Source organism: Streptomyces sp. KL109B, from assembly GCF_030766935.1.
In the GTDB taxonomy this organism is placed as follows: domain Bacteria; phylum Actinomycetota; class Actinomycetes; order Streptomycetales; family Streptomycetaceae; genus Streptomyces.
The window spans coordinates 325,753-341,314 of sequence record NZ_JASERL010000009.1; the positions used below are offsets into that span (position 1 = coordinate 325,753).

Below are 15,562 nucleotides of genomic sequence, written 5' to 3' on the forward strand. Positions count from 1 at the left end.
TCGCCCTCCCGCAAGGACACGCTCTCGCAAGGACACCCTCCCTCAAGGGCACGCTCTCTCAAGGACTCGCTCCCTCAAGGGCACTCCTCTTCCTAAGGACACCGATGTCCGTCACCTTCTCCGCCCGGCTCCCTGGAACGACGACCCGACCAGGACGACGCGACCGCGCGCGCCATCTCCGTACGGCAGCGGCCGTCGTCATCGGCCTCGCCATGGCCCTACCCCTGTTCTGGATGGTCCTGGTCGCCTTCTCGCCCATCGCGGACCTGCACACCTCGCAACTCCGCTTCTGGCCGAGCGCGCCGACCCTGGACAACTTCCGCCGTGTGTTCCGGCTGCCCGTGGGGACCTGGGCGATGAACTCGACCGTCATCACCTGCCTCGTCGTCCTCATCACGGTCTCCTGCAACCTGCTGGCCGGATACGCCTTCGCGAAGATGCGCTTCCGCGGCCGCAACCTGCTCTTCCTGGTCATGCTCAGCACGATGACCGTGCCCGTGCAGGTGCTGATGGTGCCTCAGTTCAAACTCGTCAGCGCCCTGGGCATGTTCGGCAGCTTCTGGGCCGTCATCGTCCCCGCGGCCTCGACGGCCTTCGGGGTGTTCCTCGCCCGGCAGTTCATGCTCGGCATCCCCGACGAGGTCATCGAGGCCGCGCGGATGGACGGCGCGGGACAGCTGCGCACCTTCCTCACCGTCGTCCTGCCGCTGTGCAAGCCGCTCATCGCGGTGCTGTCACTGCTCACGTTCCTCTACCAGTGGAACGACTTCGCCTGGCCGCTGACCGTCCTCAAGGACGAGCGGCTGTACACGCTCGCCGTCGGCATGCAGTTCGTCAACGGCCAGTACACCGCCGACTACGGCGCCATCATGGCGCTCGCGCTCATCTCCGTCCTGCCCATGGTCGTTCTCTTCCTCTGCTTCCAGAAGTACTTCGTCCAGGGCTTCGCACGATCGGGAATCAAGTGACCACCTCTTCGTCCCCCGTCCACTACCTGAGCACCCTCTCGTTCCCCGACTGGTGGCTCGACCGGCTGCGCGCGAGCCACCCGGAGCTCACCGTCACCCAGGTGCCCGCCGCCTCCCCTGCGGACGTGCCCGAGGAGGTGTGGCGCCGGACGCGGATCCTGCACACCGGCTCCGTCTTCCCGAACACCCCCGACACGGCACCGGACTTGCGCTGGATCCAGCTCGACACCTCGGGCGCGGACCACCTCAAGGACACCGCCGTCTGGGACCTTCCGGTGCCGCTCACCTCCATCGGCGGCATCTCACCGGTCCCGATGGCCGAGTACGTGATGATGATGCTGCTCGGGCTCGCGCACCGGCTGCCCCGAGCCATCGAGGTGCGGAACAGTGGCAAGTGGCCCTCGCTCGACGAGCGTTGGAACACCCTCATGCCGCGCGGGCTGCGCGGCGCCACCGTCGGCGTCGTCGGCTACGGCCGCATCGGCCGCGAAATAGGCCGCCTCGCCGGGGAGTTCGGCATGACCGTGCTCGGCCTCAAGCGCGGCCGCTGCGCGCGAGCAGGCGAGTTCTTCGGGAGCCCCGCCGCGGGCTCCGGCGAGGCCGAGCTCTACACCCCGGACCAACTCCACGCGTTCATGAACCGCTGCGACTACCTCGTCGTGACCTGCCCCCTGACGGACGAGACACGCGGCATGATCGACGCCGCCGCGCTCGGCGCACTCAAGGACGGCGCGATGGTCGTCAACGTCTCCCGCGGCGGCATCGTCGACGAAGCCGCACTGCGCGCCGGACTCCGCTCGGGCCGCATCGCGGGCGCCGCCCTCGACGTCTTCGACGAGGAACCCCTGCCCGCCGACCACCCCTGGTGGACCGAGCCCGGAACCGTCCTGACCCCGCACGTCGCCGGCTTCGCTCCCGACTACTACGAGCAGACCCTCGAACTCGTCAGCGCGAACGTGGAGCGCTTCCTCGCGGGCCGCGACCTGATCAACCTGGTGGACCGTTCCCGTGGCTACTGACTACCTGCTCGCCCCACAGCGCCGGCACGCCGTACTGACCCGGCTGCGCCGCCGCGGCACCGTCAACGTCCAAGAGCTCTCCGACCTGCTGCGCATCAGCGCGTCCACGGTCCGCCGCGACCTGCGCGACCTCGAACTGCAGGGCATGCTGCGCCGGGTGCACGGCGGCGCCACCACTGTGGACGGGGCCCACGAACCGGAGCAGCCGCAGCGCGCCTCGGCGCAGTTGGAGGAGAAGGGCCGGATCGCCGAGGCCGCCCTGCGGCTGATCCCCGACCACAGCACCGTCCTCATCAGCGGCGGCACCACGACCGAAGCGCTCGCCGCCAGGCTGGGGGAGCGCCGCGGCCTCACCGTGGTGACCAACGCGCTGCCGATCGCCGGGGCCCTGTCGGCCACGCCCGACATCGACGTGATCGTGCTCGGCGGCGTCCTGCGCCACCGCGAGCAGTCCCTGCTGGGCCACCTCACCGAGCACGCCCTGCACGAACTGCAGATCGGCCACATCATCACCAGCGCGTTCGGGCTCGACGCCGACGCGGGACTCACCGGAGCCCACGTCGACGAGGCCCAGACGGACCGCGCCCTCCTCGCCGCCGCGCGCAGCGTCGTCGTCCTCGCCGACGAGTCCAAGCTCGGCCGCCGCGGCCCGGTCCGCCTCGCCCCGCTCGACCGCGTCGCGACCCTCGTCACCGACGCCGACCCCGAACACACCGTGTGTCGAGCCCTCGACGAGCGCGGCAGCACCGTCGTCCACGCGTAAGGCGCGCTCCGCTCCGCGTCAGAACCCACCGTTGAAATCCACCGTTACGCAGAGGTGCCCCATGCCCCTGGTCCCCACCGCCACCCTGCTCGACCAGGCCGTACGCGAAGCGTCCGCGGTCCTCGCCTTCAACATCGTGACCCTGGAGCACGCCGAAGCCGTCGCCCAGGCCTGTGAGGCCGCCGACGCCCCGGCCGTCCTCGCCGTCAGCCAGAACGCCGTCCGCTACCACCACGACGACCCGGCCCCACTGCTCGCCGCCGCGAGCGCCGTCGCCCGCCGCTGCTCCGTCCCGCTGGCCCTCCACCTCGACCACGTAGAGGACGAGCAACTCGCCCTGCGCGCAAGGGAACTGGACTGCGGCTCCGTCATGTTCGACGCCTCGCGGCTGCCGCACGCGGAGAACGTCGACCGGACGGCGCAGGTCACCGCGCGCCTCCACCACGACGGCATATGGGTCGAGGCCGAACTGGGCGAGATCGGCGGCAAGGACGGCGTCCACTCCGCGACCGCCCGCACCGACCCGGCCGAAGCAGCCGACTACGTACGAGCGACCGGCGTCGACGCCCTGGCCGTGGCCGTCGGCAGCTCCCACGCGATGACCGAACGCACCGCCACCCTGGACCAGGACCTCATCGCCCGGCTCCGGGACGCCATCGAGGTGCCGCTCGTCCTGCACGGCTCCTCCGGCGTCCCTGACCAGGCACTCCGGGCGGCGATCGACCACGGCATGCGAAAGATCAACTTCGGTACGCATCTGAGCGCGGCCTTCACCCGAGCCGTACGCGCCGACTTGGACGCGTACGCGGGAGTGGACCCACGGCGCTATCTGGCGGCGGGCCGCGAGGCGGTGGCCGCGGCCACGGAGGAACGGCTCCGGCTCCTGACCTCCGCCCCGGTCGCCCTCTGAGCACGAACAGCCTTACCAGAACAGCCTTTCCGCACCACGACGTCACAGGAGTCGCGAGCGTGACCACCCCCGCACCCCGTCATGAACCCGTCCCCGACCCCCGCGCCCTGCTCACCGAACTCGGCGAACGCGCCCTCGAACGCGAGGGCATCCCCATGTTCCTGGCCCTCCAGGCCCCCGTACCCGACGGCGAAGCACCCGCCAGCGACCAGGCCCCGGCAGACGCCGAGGGCGAGGAACTCGCCGGGCTGCTCCGCCACTACCGGGGCGCCCTCGTCCCGGACGCCCCGGGCGACTCCGAACCCGCGCTGATCGAAGTCCTCCAGGTCATGGGCGCCGCCCACTTCACGCCCCAGCACCCCGCCGCACAGAAGGACGAGACCCGACGATGAACACGTCCGCCCGCACCCGACTGCCGTCCTTCGAAGGCCAGGAGCAGGCCCTGCGGTCCGGCCGGTACCTGCGCGTGGTGAACTACCACAACACCCCGCACGCCGACACGGACAAGATCCGCGGGGAACTGACCGAGCTCGCCGCCCACTTCTCGTCCGTCACCCTGGAGGACCTCGACCTGTTCCGCTCCACCGGCCGCTGGCACAAGGACCGCCCCGGGGCCGTCCCGGTCTTCTACGAGGGCTACCGCAACAACGCCGAGGTCGCCGCGCCGCTGGCCGAGGAGGCGGGCCTGACCGCCTGGTTCTTCATCTGCACCGCGTTCCTGGACGTGCCGGTCGCCGACCAGTACGACTACGCCAACGCCCACCACATCGACCTGGTGCCGGAGAACACGAAGGGCGACCGGCTCGCCATGACATGGGACGACGTCGCCGAACTGAGCCGCCGCCACGTGGTCACCCCGCACACCGCGAACCACGCGGAGGCCGCCTCCCTGCACACCGACCTCGACCTGCGACGGGAGATCCTTGAGCCCAAGCGCCGGATGGACGCGGTCACAGGACAGGACGCCGCGAGCACGGCCTTCCTGTGGGGCACGCCTTACGGAGCGAACCCGGCGGTGGACGCGGCGCTGCGCGAGGCGGGCTACCGCTACCAGTTCGGCAACACGATGATCCAGTACATCGGTTAGGGCCTGATCCAAACGACAGGCCCTGCCGCGCCCCCGCCCCGGCCTCAGCGGGGCAACCGCTGCACCATGGTGTTGCTGAACACGAAGCGGTAGCCGGCCTCGACCAGCGCCCGGTCGGCAGCCGACTCACCGGTCCAGGAAGTGCCTTCGAGCCAGGCGGTGCACAGCGCGGAGCCACCGGTGGCCCGGTCCATGCGCCGCTTCGGTTCGATCACCTCGCGCTCGATGTCCTCGGGGGCGAGGACCTTGCGGGCGAGGGCGTGGGAGGCGGTGTGCGGGGTGACCACATGGCCGCGCCGGTGCAGATCGGCGATCTCGTCCCACGTCATGGCGAGCCGCTCCCCGCGCGGATTCTCCGGCACGAGCTTGATCCGATGCGCGAGGGCGTAGTCGTACTGGGCGTCGACCGGGGTGTCCACGAAGGCCGTGCAGACGAAGAACCACCCGACGACCCCGGCCTCTTCGCAGGCCGCCGCCGCGACGTCGTAGTTGTCCCGGTAGCCCTCGTAGAACACGGGCAGCAGCCCTGGCCGGGACTTGTGCCACACGCCGGTCCGCGCGAAGCGTTCGAGATCGTCGACCTCGACGGACTCGAAGTCCTTCGCGTACCCGCGCAGCTCGGCGACCAGTTCGTCCTTCCAACTGGCGGGCGTGTTGTGGTAGTTGACGACGCGGAGATAGTGGCCGGCCCGCAGGTCGGACTCGGTGCCGCGCGTGCTGACGCCGAGATCGGTCGACAAGGGCCGGGGTGCGGCGGGCCCCTGGTCGGCGGGTGCGTGGTCGGCGGTCGTGGCCGCGCGGTGGGGCCCAAGCCCGGCGTAGGCCAGGGCCTGCAACGTCCGTATCACGGTCTCCTCCTCGCCGGGCGCTTCGAGCTGCGGCCGGGACACGGAGAAGGCCTCCGCCAGTTCGGCGTCGGCCGGGTGCGGGGAGCCGGAGGGCGGGTCACCCACGCCGGTGGCCGAGGCCGAGGCCGAACGCAGGGACACATACATCGGCACACCACGACGCCGAACCACCAGATCCTGACTGGCGGCATGGGCGTCCCGCGGGGTGATTTCGGTGAAAGAAGGAGACATGCCGGATCCTCGCTGCGGTACTCAACTGACCTCCTCACTCTGCTCGTTCGAGCGAAGAGCGGCAATAACATGCAGAGGTTGACTGATATTGCTCAGTTCGGGCCGCGGTCACGCTCCCGCACAATGGGGCCATGCGCATGCCGGAACCGTCGTACACACCACCCTCGTACACGCCACCGCGATTCCCCTGGCCCTGGCTGGCCGCCAATGTGTTGCTGCTGGCCGGGATGGTGGTCTGGGGCGTCGCCGTGTATCCGCGGCTGCCCGACCGCATCCCGCAGCACATAGGCGGCGGTGGTGTGGACGCCTGGACGGACAAGTCCGTGGGCGGCGCGTTCGTGCTCGTCTTCGTCTACGTCGGTGTGACCGCGCTGCTGTCCGCCACCGCCGTGCTGCTGTTGCGGGCCACGCCGACCGCCGAACTTCCCGACGGCGAGCCCCGGTTCGCCCTCACCGGCAGCCAGCGTCCCGCGACGCGCGCCGGGGCCCGGCGGATGGCGGTGGCGGTGCTCGGCACCAACCTCGGGGTGGGGGTGTCGTTCGTCGTCGGGAACCTGGTGATGTGGCGCACGACTGTCACGCCCGAGGTTCCGTGGTGGTTCTTGGCCGGGATGCTGGCGCCGATCGGGGTCGGTGCGGTGGCCACGGTCGTCGTGGGTGTGCGGGACCGCAGGGAGGGCGAGCGGATCCGGGCGGCCGACCGTGGGCCGCGGCAGCGGTAACGGCGGCCCGGACCGCCGCGTTCCGGACTCTTCACGCTGGAATCAAGCCATCCGCTTGCTTCAATCAGTTGTTTTAACCTTGGGTGGGTGGCCACGCCAGGCACCTACTTCGGAGGCCGCCATGCCCCACGTACCCCAGGACGAAGCGGCGGTTCGGCACTACCCGTTCGCGCAGCCCGCGCCGCTCGAGGCGCCCCCGGAGTGGGAGTCGATGAGACGGGAGTGCCCGGTCGCGCGCGTGACCCTGCCCAGCGGCGACGAGGCCACCCTGCTCACCCGCTACGACGACGTCAGGACCGCCCTGCGCGATCCGCGGCTGAGCCGCGAAGGCACCGCGAGCGAGGACGCCGCGCGGGTGTCCGACGGCGAGGGTGACATCTTCAACAGCCCAATGGCCCGCACCCTCAACGCCGTTGGGCAGCAGCGGTGGCGCAGGCGGCTCAGCCGCTGGTTCACCGCCAAACGCGTCCAGGCGCTGCGCCCCGACATGGAGCGCGTGGCGGAGCGCCTGATCGACGAGATGACCGCGAAGCCCGGCCCCGCCGACCTGGTGGCCGGGCTCGCCTTCCCGCTGCCCGTCTACGTCATCTGCGCCATGCTCGGCGTGCCGGAGCGGGACCGGGACGCCTTCAAGGGCTGGTCGGACACGTTCTTGAGCATGACGAAGTACACCGCCGACGAAATGGCCACCGCACAGCGCGAGTTCGCCGCATATATGACGGGGCTGATCGAGGAGAAGCGGGCCGACCTGGAGGCGGGTCGGGTCGTCGAGGGCGAGGAGGACCTCCTCACGCTCCTGCTCACCGCGCCGGACAGCGAGGGCGCCGTGCTGCCGGACGAGGCCCTCGTCGCCACCGGACAGGCGCTGCTCCTCGCCGGGCACGAGACCACCGCCGGGTTCATCGCCCTGATGGTGGCCCACCTGCTGTCCGACCGCGCCGGCCGCTGGGAACGCCTCGTCGCAGACCGTACGCTCATCAGGTCCGCGGTCGAGGAGTCCCTGCGCATCGACCCCAGCAACGGGCTCGGCATGGTCCGTTACGTCCACGAGGACGTGGAGTTCGGCGACGAAGTCGTACCGAAGGGGACCACCGTGGTGTGTTCCATGTCCGCGGCCAACCGGGACGAGAGCACCTTCACGGACGCGCACACCATGGACCTCTCGCGCTCGCCCAACCCGCACCTCACCTTCGGCGCGGGCCCGCACTCCTGCCTCGGTCAGCCACTGGCCCGCACCGAGATGCAGACCGTCCTGGAGGTACTGCTGCGCCGCCTTCCCGGCCTCGAACTGGCCGTGGAGCGCGCGGAGTTGCGTCACGTCGAGGGGCTGTTGACCGGGCCGCTGCGGGAACTGCCGGTGCGATGGTGAGCGTGCCTTCCGAGCACGCGCCCCGCCCCGCACCCCGCGCCACGGGCCGGTCGCCGGGCGTCAGGTCCCTGGAGACCCGCCACGCCATCATGGCCGCGGCCGAGCGCCTCTACGCCGAGCAGGGCATCGGCGGCGTCTCCAACCGGCAGATCAGCGAGGCGGCGGGGCAGGGGAACGTGGCGGCCGTCGGCTACCACTTCGGCTCCAAGACCGAGCTGGTGCGCGCCATCGTGGCCCACCACTCCGCCGCCGCCGAACGCATCCGCCAGGACATGCTCGACCGCATCGACGACCCCGACGACGTGCGCGCGTGGGTCGAATGCCTGGTGCGGCCCGTACCGGAGTACCTGGCCCGACTCGACTCCCCGTCCTGGTACGCGCGGTTCTCCTCGCAGCTCATGACGGACCCGGTCCTGCGGGCCGTGCTCACCGACGACGCCCTGAACCGGCGGCCCCTCGCCGCGGTCCTCAGCGGTCTCGGCGGACTCCTCGGCCATGTGCCGGACGAAGTACGCCGCGCCCGCGGGGCGATGGCCACCGTCCTCATCACGCACACCTGCGCCGAGCACGAGGAACGGGTGGGACGCGGCGAGGTGCCACCCGCCTCCTGGCGCGCCACGGCCACGCTCCTCGCCGACGCCGTCAGCGGCCTCGTCGCCGCACCCGCCACCCCCACACCGAAGGAGTGAGTGACCCCCATGAAGATCACCGTCGACCAGGACAAGTGCTGCGGCGCCGGACAGTGCGTACTGATCGCACCCGAGGTCTTCGACCAGCGCGACGAAGACGGCATCGTGGTCCTGCTCGACTCCCAACCGCCCGCGGACCAGGACGTGTTGGTGGACGAGGCCGCCAGCGTCTGCCCGGCCGCCGCGATCGAATTGAGCGGCACGCCCGGCGGCGCGGCGTGAGCGAGCCGCCGTCCGTGTACGCCGGCGCCGACCGATGTCACGCAGTGAGTGACGTACGCGCCGCCATCACCCCGAACCCCGCGATGTACTCCTTGATCGGCCGGTAGAACGAGTGCTCCACCTCGTACGGACCCGCCGCGCCAAGGGCGGCGAACGCCGCGACCCATGTACGTACCTCATGGGCGGAGTTGCCCGCCTCCTCGGCCATCCGCTCCGGTGTCATCGCGTCGACGGGGGAGAGGTCGCCGGAGGCGAGCGTCGCCATCAGGGCGCGGTCCCACTCGGGGTTGAGGTCCTGGATCGTGGCCGTGCCGGCGGCGAACGCCTTCGCCGTGTCGATGACCCGCTGCTGGCGGGCGTCGCGGGCCGCGGCCGTGGGGTGGCGGCCGTTCAGGAGCATGGCGCGGGCGGCGCCGTCGGCGGTGGCCCACTGGGGGACCGGCGGGTCGTGCGAGAGGCCGCCGGAGCCGATGACCAGGACCCGCTCGTCCTTCAGTCCCGCCAGGTAGCCGCCGATCGCCTCGCCGAGCCTGCGCACCCTGCGCATCGTCACGAACGGCTCGGCGACGCCGTTGACGAAGACCGGGATGGTCGGCACGGTGTCGATGCCGTCGAAGAGGATCTCCAGCGGCTGGATCGCACCGTGATCGACCTCCATGCGGCGGGAGACGGCCACGTCGATGTCGCGCCGCGCCACCCACTGGGCGAGTTCCTCGGCGCGCTCGGTCGGCACGTTCAGCGGGCCCGCGGCGGTGCCGTAGTCGCCGACGCCCAACGCCTCGTAGCCGATGCAGAACGGTGGCATCAGGTCGTAGAAGAAGCCGTTGTAGTGGTCGGGCGCGAAGGAGACGACCAGCGTGGGGTCGTAGTCCCGTACGAAGGTGCGGGCGGCGGAGAACGCGCCCTGGACCGCCGCGTTCACCTCGGCGGGCGGATCCGCGTACTCAAGGAGCGGGCTGTGCGACATGGTGACGAGGGCGACGGTCATGCCGCGACTCCTTCCCGGGTGGGCTCATCGGCGGATTCGGTGGTCAGCGATGCGGCTCGGCGCAGCGCGGCGAGAGCCCGTGGTGCCTGCCGGGTGAGGCAGGCGGCGGCCACGAAGTGGTCGGGGCGCAGCACGACCAGGCCGCAGGCGCGGACGTCGAACCAGTCCTTGAGGGCGCCGGTGCCGTCGCCGACGACGGTGATGGGTGCCGGGGAGTCCGCGAACTGCCGCTCTGCCCATGCGCGTTGGGTCTCCGGCATGAAGGAGACCAGCTTGACGCGGTGGCGTCGCACGAACGCGAGATCGGCGGCGTTGAGGTACGCGGTGGGGTCGGTGCCCCAGGTGGCGAGCGTCCACCAGTCACCGGTGACGTCGTCCAGCAACACCCCAGCGGCCTCGGAGGTGTTGACCCTCGGCTGAATGAACTGCAGCCCCACCGGGGAGAGTTCACCGGCCGAGTCAACGAAGGGTGCGAGCCCGCCGCCCCGCTTGAATCCGGCCCGCGCCCGGCCCGGTGTCAGCGTCGCCTGGTCGACCACGACCCCGGCGGCGTAGCGCGGCATCGGCTTGAACCGCAGCTCGGTGAAGTACGACTTCCACTTCGGTACGAGGTTCAGCGCGGACGCCGCGACGTCGCGCATCGCGCCGCCGAAGCGGCCCATCTTCATGACCGCGCCCGCCGCCATGTTCACATCGATCATGTCGGAGGCGTGCTTGCGGCGTTCGGTGCTGTACGTGTCGAGGAGCGCGTCGGACGCGTCGTCCGCGAGGACGGCGCTGAGCTTCCACGCCAGGTTCGTGGCGTCGCGGATCCCGGAGTTCCAGCCCTGGCCGAGCCAGACCGGCATCAGATGCGCGGCGTCCCCGGCGAGGAAGACGCGGCCCTTGCGGAAGTCGGCGGCGACGCGGCCGTGGTGGGTGAAGGTGCGCTGGTTGATGACCTGGAGCGCGGCCGGGTCGGGGACGTGGCGGCGCAGCAGGGAGCGCATGAAGGCCGGGTCGTCGCACAGCTCGGTGGGCTCGTCGTCGTGGAGCATGAACTCCCAGCGGCGGATGCCCTGTGGCAGCCCGATGGACACGTACGGGCGGCGCGGGTCGGCGCCGAGGTAGACCGACGGGGTGCCGATCGGGTCGTTGGCGACGTCGACGACCACCCAGCGGGTCGAGGGCGACTTTCCCTCGAAGTCCACGCCCATCCACTTGCGGGTGAAGGAGCTGCCGCCCTCGCAGCCGACGGCGTACCGGGCGGTGAGGGTGACGCTGTCGACCAACTCGCCCTCAGGGGACCTGAGTTCGGCGGTGACGGCGACGTGGTCGCCGCGGTCCTCCAGGCCGGTCACCTTGTGGCCGAAGCGGAGTTCGGTGCCGGGGAAGCGGTCGAGTCCCGCGGCGAGTTCCTTGTCGACCAGCGGCTGTACGAAGCCGTGCTTGCGCGGGTACCCGAACTCCTGCGTGCGGGGGTTGTTGGTGGCGAGGACCCGGCCGGTGCCGTTGACGAGGCGGACCACGTGGTGCGGGACGGTGTACGGCTCGACCCGTTCCCACAGGCCCGCGGTGTGCAGGGTGCGGATGGACTCGTCGTCGAGGCCGACGCCGCGCGGATAGTCGATCAGTTCGTGGCGGGCTTCCAGGACGGTGGCCCGGTGGCCGCGGACGCCGATCAGATTGGCGAGGGTGAGGCCGACGGGCCCGGCTCCTATGACAACGACGTCGGTGTCGAAGGTGGTCATGCTGGATCCGATCGGTTCAGTTGTGCGACAGGAAGTCGATGACGAGACGGTTGAACTCGGCGGCGTGCTCGATCATCGCCCAGTGGCCGCAGCGATTCAGCAGGACGAGACGGGAGTTGGGGATGTTGGCGAGGAGCCACAGGCTGGTCTCGTAGTGCAGGACACGGTCGTCCTTGCCGTGGATCAGCAGGGTCGGCGTCTCGATGCCGGGGATCCTGTCGCGGTCGACCTTGACCGGTATGGGGGCGCCGTGCGCGAGGCCCTCGATGTAGTTCTTCAGGTGGTCGGGGCGGGCGAGCGCCGCCTCGGAGCGGGCGCGCGTCAGCTCAGGCGTCGCGAACCGCGCCTTGTCGTACGTCATGATCTCGACGAGCGCCCGCATGTTCTCCGGGCTCGCGTCCTTGTACGCCTTCACGATGACCTTCAGGCCCTCGCTGGGGCCGTCGCCTGCGCCGAACAGGGAGGCCGGGCCGCGGCCGAGCGAGGCACCCATCGTCACCAGGTGTGTGATGCGCTCGGGGTGCAGCGTGGCGAAGCGGACCGCGGTATGGGCGCCCATCGAGTTGCCGACGAGGGCGGCCTTCGGCAGGCCGAGGGCGTCGAGGAACTCCACGAGGGTCGCGTCGTGGTCCATGTCCTTGGTCGCCTGGGCGTCGGAGTCGCCCCAGCCCGGCATGTCGGGCGCGATGACACGGAATCCGGCGGCGGCGATCTCGGCGATGTTGCCCGAGAAGTTCGACCAGCCGGTAGCGCCGGGCCCCGACCCGTGCAGCAGCACGACCGGCACGGCGCCGGCCTCCCCGGCCTCGTAGTAGCGCAGGCGCGGGCCCGACGGAAGGGCGATGTCGTGCGCCGCGGCTTCCTTGGTGAGGGACATGACTCGACTCCTCGTTCTTGCATGCGTTCTGTGTGTGCGTTCTTTATGTGCACGCCAGCGATCGTTATTTACACGCCAGTGACATCGATGGAACGCTCGCCCGCTACGAATGTCAAGGGGTTCCTGACGCCTCTTGACCGCTGTGACCAGGGACTATGGGCGTACGGGCATGCCGACGGGGGCCGGGAGACACCGCCCCTCCCGGCCCTTGGTGTACGTGATGTCAGCTCGCCTGCGCGAGCCCCAGTGCCACGTCGACGATCATGTCCTCCTGGCCTCCGACGAGGCCGCGCTCGCCGATCTCGACGAGGATCGTGCGGACGTCGACTCCGTAGCGCTCGGCCGCCGCCTCGGCGTGCCGCAGGAAGGAGCCGTACACCCCGGCGTACCCGAGGGTGAGCGTCTCGCGGTCGACCCGCACCGGGCGGTCCTGGAGCGGGCGCACCAGGTCCTCGGCCGCGTCCTGGAGGGCGAAGAGGTCGCAGCCGTGCTCCCAGCCGTTGAGGTTCGCGACGGCGACGAACGGCTCGATGGGACAGTTGCCCGCGCCCGCGCCCTGACCGGCGAGCGAGGCGTCGACGCGGGTGACACCTTCCTCGACCGCCGTCATCGAGTTGGCGACGGCGAGGGAGAGGTTCTCGTGGGCGTGGATGCCGAGTTCGGTGGCCGGGTCGAGTACGTCGCGGTAGGCGCGCATCCGCTCGCGGACGCCGTCCATCATCAGACGGCCGCCGGAGTCGGTGACGTAGACGCAGTGCGCGCCGTAGGACTCCATGAGCTTGGCCTGAGCCGCGAGCGTCTTGGCGTCCGCCATGTGGCTCATCATCAGGAATCCGGAGACGTCCATGCCCAACTCGCGGGCGGTCGCGATGTGTTGGGCCGACACGTCGGCCTCGGTGCAGTGCGTGGCGACCCGCACGGAGCGCACCCCGAGCGCGTACGCCTGCTTCAGTTCCTCGATGGTGCCGATGCCCGGCAGGAGAAGGGTGGTCAGGCGGGCGTTCTCGATGTGTGCGGCCGCGGTCTCGATCCACTCCCAGTCGGTGTGGCTGCCGGGGCCGTAGTTGAGGGAACCGCCGGCGAGTCCGTCGCCGTGGGACACCTCGATGCCGTCGACACCGGCCGCGTCGAGGGCGGCCACGATCTTCCCGACCTGCTCGGGCTCGATGCGGTGCCGGATGGCGTGCATGCCGTCGCGGAGGGTGACGTCCTGGATGAAGAGCTTGGTGGCGGTGTTCGCGGCGGCGTTGTCGGCGGTGTTCGCGGCGGTCATGCGTCGGCTCCCTCAAGTGTGTGCGTGTGTGTGGCCATGGCCTCGGCCATCCGCAGGGCCGCGCTGGTCATGATGTCGAGGTTCCCGGCGTACGCGGGCAGATAGTGTGCGGCCCCCTCGACCTCCAGGAACACGGACACCTGATGGGTGACCGGGGCGGCGGTGAGGGTGTGCACGGGCTGGTCGGCCGGGACCGGCGTGATCTGCACCCGCTGCTTGAGGCGGTAGCCCGGAACGTACGCGGACACCTCGTCGACGCGCCGGGCGATCGCCGCGCGGATGGCGTCGTGGGCGGCCTCGTCCGGCGCGTTCACGAGCGCGAGCACCGTGTCACGCATGATCAGCGGCGGCTCGGCCGGGTTGAGGATGATGACCGCCTTGCCGCGCGCGGCGCCGCCGACCGTCTCGATGGCGTGGCTGGTCGTCTCGGTGAACTCGTCGATGTTGGCGCGGGTGCCGGGCCCTGCGCTCTTCGACGCGATCGAGGCGACGATCTCCGCGTACGGGACGGGCGCCACGGAGGAGACCGCCGCGACGATCGGGATGGTGGCCTGGCCGCCGCACGTCACCATGTTCACGTTGGCCGCGCCGACATGGTCGTCGAGATTGACCGCCGGGATCACCATCGGGCCGATGGCGGCGGGGGTGAGGTCGACGAGCTGCTTGCCGTACGGGGCGAGCGCGGCGGCGTTGGCGACGTGCGCCTTCGCGGACGTGGCGTCGAAGACAATCTTGATGTCCTCGAAGCCGTCCATCGCGATGAGCCCCTGCACACCCTCGGCGGTCACGGGCACGCCGAGCCGCTTCGCGCGGGCGAGCCCGTCGGAGTCGGGGTCGATGCCGACCATGGCGCCCATCTCCAGGGTGTCCGAGAGCCGGAGCACCTTGATCATCAGGTCGGTGCCGATATTGCCCGAGCCGATGACGGCGACCTTGACCTTGGTCTTCATGCTTCAGGCTCCTTCGTCGGAAGATGTGTGGAAGCGGACGGAGACGGAGCCGAGTCCGCCGATCTCGGCGGTGAACGCGTCCCCGGCCGCGGCGGGCACCATCGGCCCGAGCGCACCCGACAGCACGACCTGGCCGGACCGCAGCGGGTCACCGAAGTCGCGCGCGGTCCGGGCGAGCCAGCCGAGGGCGGTGAGCGGGTCGCCGAGGCAGGCCGCGCCGTCGCCGCTGGACACGGTCTCGTCGCCCCGAGTCAGCGTCATCGTCGCCTCGACCGGCTCGAACTCGGCGAGCGGCCTGGCCGGGGCGCCGAGCACGTACAGCGCGGACGAGCCGTTGTCGGCGACCGTGTCACCAAAGGTGATGTCCCAGTCGGCGATCCGGCTGTCCACGATCTCCAGCGCGGGCACGGCATGCGCCACGGCGGCCCGGATCTGAGCGTCGTCGAGCGGGCCATCGGCGAGGTCCGCGCCGAGCACGAACGCGATCTCCGCCTCGACCTTCGGCTGGAGCAGCCCGCCGACCGGCACACAGCCGCCGTCGGCGACGCTCATGTCATCGAACAGCACCCCGAAGTCCGGCTGATCCACGCCCAGTTGCTTCTGCACGGCGGGCGAGGTGAGCCCGATCTTGCGACCGGTGACCCGGCCGCCCGCTTCGAGGCGGCGCGCGGTGAGCAGCTCCTGGACGGCGTACGCGGCCTTCACGTCGTCGCTGCCGATGAGGTCGCGTACCGGAGGGCAGGGCACGTGGTCGGCGGCGGCGCGCTGGAGGCGGCGCGCGGCCTGTGCGACGGCTTCGTCGCCGGGGGATGTCTCGTTCATGCCCTCAGCTTGGACACGGGGGTGGCGCCACGCCCAGCATCGAGTTCCGTGTGGCGGAACTCGGCCGTGAATCGGTGTCTCAGTGACCGAGTCA

General features: G+C 70.8%; 17 protein-coding genes. 10 read left to right on the top strand and 7 right to left on the bottom strand.

Annotation, left to right across the window (positions count from 1 at the left end):
• The first annotated feature begins 104 nt into the window (after nucleotides 1-104).
• The 6 genes from RBJ65_RS29000 (at nucleotide 105) to RBJ65_RS29025 (ending at nucleotide 4,747) form a co-directional block, all read left to right on the top strand.
• Nucleotides 105-968 carry a carbohydrate ABC transporter permease gene (locus RBJ65_RS29000; RefSeq protein ID WP_306317001.1) on the top strand — a complete coding sequence of 288 codons (864 nt, stop codon included), beginning with the start codon at nucleotides 105-107 and terminating at the stop codon, nucleotides 966-968.
• Nucleotides 965-1,987 carry a D-2-hydroxyacid dehydrogenase gene (locus RBJ65_RS29005; protein WP_306317000.1) on the top strand — a complete coding sequence of 341 codons (1,023 nt, stop codon included), beginning with the start codon at nucleotides 965-967 and terminating at the stop codon, nucleotides 1,985-1,987. The genes RBJ65_RS29000 and RBJ65_RS29005 overlap by 4 nt, the downstream gene beginning before the upstream one ends.
• Nucleotides 1,977-2,750 (top strand): DeoR/GlpR family DNA-binding transcription regulator, encoded by a 774-nt coding sequence (locus RBJ65_RS29010; protein ID WP_306316999.1) that lies wholly within the window; start codon nucleotides 1,977-1,979, stop codon nucleotides 2,748-2,750. The genes RBJ65_RS29005 and RBJ65_RS29010 overlap by 11 nt, the downstream gene beginning before the upstream one ends.
• Before the next feature lie 61 nt (nucleotides 2,751-2,811).
• Complete coding sequence (locus tag RBJ65_RS29015) at nucleotides 2,812-3,660, top strand: class II fructose-bisphosphate aldolase (RefSeq protein WP_306316998.1); 849 nt, start codon at nucleotides 2,812-2,814, stop codon at nucleotides 3,658-3,660.
• Between the two features lie 59 nt (nucleotides 3,661-3,719).
• Nucleotides 3,720-4,052, top strand: a complete 333-nt coding sequence (locus tag RBJ65_RS29020) for a hypothetical protein (protein WP_306316997.1) — start codon at nucleotides 3,720-3,722, stop codon at nucleotides 4,050-4,052.
• A complete protein-coding gene (locus tag RBJ65_RS29025) occupies nucleotides 4,049-4,747 on the top strand; it encodes a polysaccharide deacetylase family protein (RefSeq protein ID WP_306316996.1) in 699 nt (232 codons plus the stop codon). The genes RBJ65_RS29020 and RBJ65_RS29025 overlap by 4 nt, the downstream gene beginning before the upstream one ends.
• Before the next feature lie 44 nt (nucleotides 4,748-4,791).
• On the opposite strand, the gene RBJ65_RS29030 is transcribed toward RBJ65_RS29025, so the two are convergent.
• Entirely contained in the window at nucleotides 4,792-5,826 is a 1,035-nt protein-coding gene (locus RBJ65_RS29030; RefSeq protein WP_306316995.1) for a polysaccharide deacetylase family protein, read from the bottom strand.
• Between the two features lie 131 nt (nucleotides 5,827-5,957).
• Between RBJ65_RS29030 and RBJ65_RS29035 the strand changes: the two genes are divergently transcribed.
• The 4 genes from RBJ65_RS29035 (at nucleotide 5,958) to RBJ65_RS29050 (ending at nucleotide 8,828) form a co-directional block, all read left to right on the top strand.
• A complete protein-coding gene (locus tag RBJ65_RS29035; RefSeq protein WP_306316994.1) occupies nucleotides 5,958-6,548 on the top strand; it encodes a DUF1648 domain-containing protein in 591 nt (196 codons plus the stop codon).
• Nucleotides 6,549-6,669: 121 nt separating this feature from the next.
• A complete protein-coding gene (locus RBJ65_RS29040) occupies nucleotides 6,670-7,917 on the top strand; it encodes a cytochrome P450 (RefSeq protein WP_306316993.1) in 1,248 nt (415 codons plus the stop codon).
• Between the two features lie 2 nt (nucleotides 7,918-7,919).
• The gene (locus RBJ65_RS29045) at nucleotides 7,920-8,606 is read left to right on the top strand and encodes a TetR/AcrR family transcriptional regulator (RefSeq protein WP_306316992.1); all 687 of its coding nucleotides are present in this window, start codon (nucleotides 7,920-7,922) and stop codon (nucleotides 8,604-8,606) included.
• Nucleotides 8,607-8,615: 9 nt separating this feature from the next.
• On the top strand, nucleotides 8,616-8,828 hold the full coding sequence (locus RBJ65_RS29050) for a ferredoxin (protein ID WP_306316991.1): 213 nt from the start codon (nucleotides 8,616-8,618) through the stop codon (nucleotides 8,826-8,828).
• Nucleotides 8,829-8,865: 37 nt separating this feature from the next.
• Here the strand turns inward: RBJ65_RS29050 and RBJ65_RS29055 are convergent, their stop codons facing one another.
• From RBJ65_RS29055 to RBJ65_RS29080, 6 genes are all read right to left on the bottom strand, one after another.
• Nucleotides 8,866-9,816 carry a 3-carboxyethylcatechol 2,3-dioxygenase gene (locus tag RBJ65_RS29055; protein ID WP_306316990.1) on the bottom strand — a complete coding sequence of 317 codons (951 nt, stop codon included), beginning with the start codon at nucleotides 9,814-9,816 and terminating at the stop codon, nucleotides 8,866-8,868.
• A complete protein-coding gene (locus tag RBJ65_RS29060; protein ID WP_306316989.1) occupies nucleotides 9,813-11,546 on the bottom strand; it encodes a bifunctional 3-(3-hydroxy-phenyl)propionate/3-hydroxycinnamic acid hydroxylase in 1,734 nt (577 codons plus the stop codon). Before RBJ65_RS29060 ends, RBJ65_RS29055 begins: the two co-directional genes overlap by 4 nt.
• A 16-nt stretch (nucleotides 11,547-11,562) precedes the next feature.
• A complete protein-coding gene (locus RBJ65_RS29065) occupies nucleotides 11,563-12,423 on the bottom strand; it encodes an alpha/beta fold hydrolase (RefSeq protein ID WP_306316988.1) in 861 nt (286 codons plus the stop codon).
• 223 nt (nucleotides 12,424-12,646) lie between these two features.
• Nucleotides 12,647-13,696, bottom strand: coding sequence for a 4-hydroxy-2-oxovalerate aldolase (gene dmpG, locus RBJ65_RS29070; RefSeq protein WP_306316987.1), 1,050 nt, complete (start codon nucleotides 13,694-13,696; stop codon nucleotides 12,647-12,649).
• Nucleotides 13,693-14,646, bottom strand: coding sequence for an acetaldehyde dehydrogenase (acetylating) (locus tag RBJ65_RS29075; protein WP_306316986.1), 954 nt, complete (start codon nucleotides 14,644-14,646; stop codon nucleotides 13,693-13,695). The genes dmpG and RBJ65_RS29075 overlap by 4 nt, the downstream gene beginning before the upstream one ends.
• A 3-nt stretch (nucleotides 14,647-14,649) precedes the next feature.
• Nucleotides 14,650-15,468: a 2-keto-4-pentenoate hydratase gene (locus RBJ65_RS29080; protein WP_306316985.1), complete on the bottom strand. Its 819-nt coding sequence runs from the start codon at nucleotides 15,466-15,468 to the stop codon at nucleotides 14,650-14,652.
• Nucleotides 15,469-15,562: the final 94 nt, after the last annotated feature.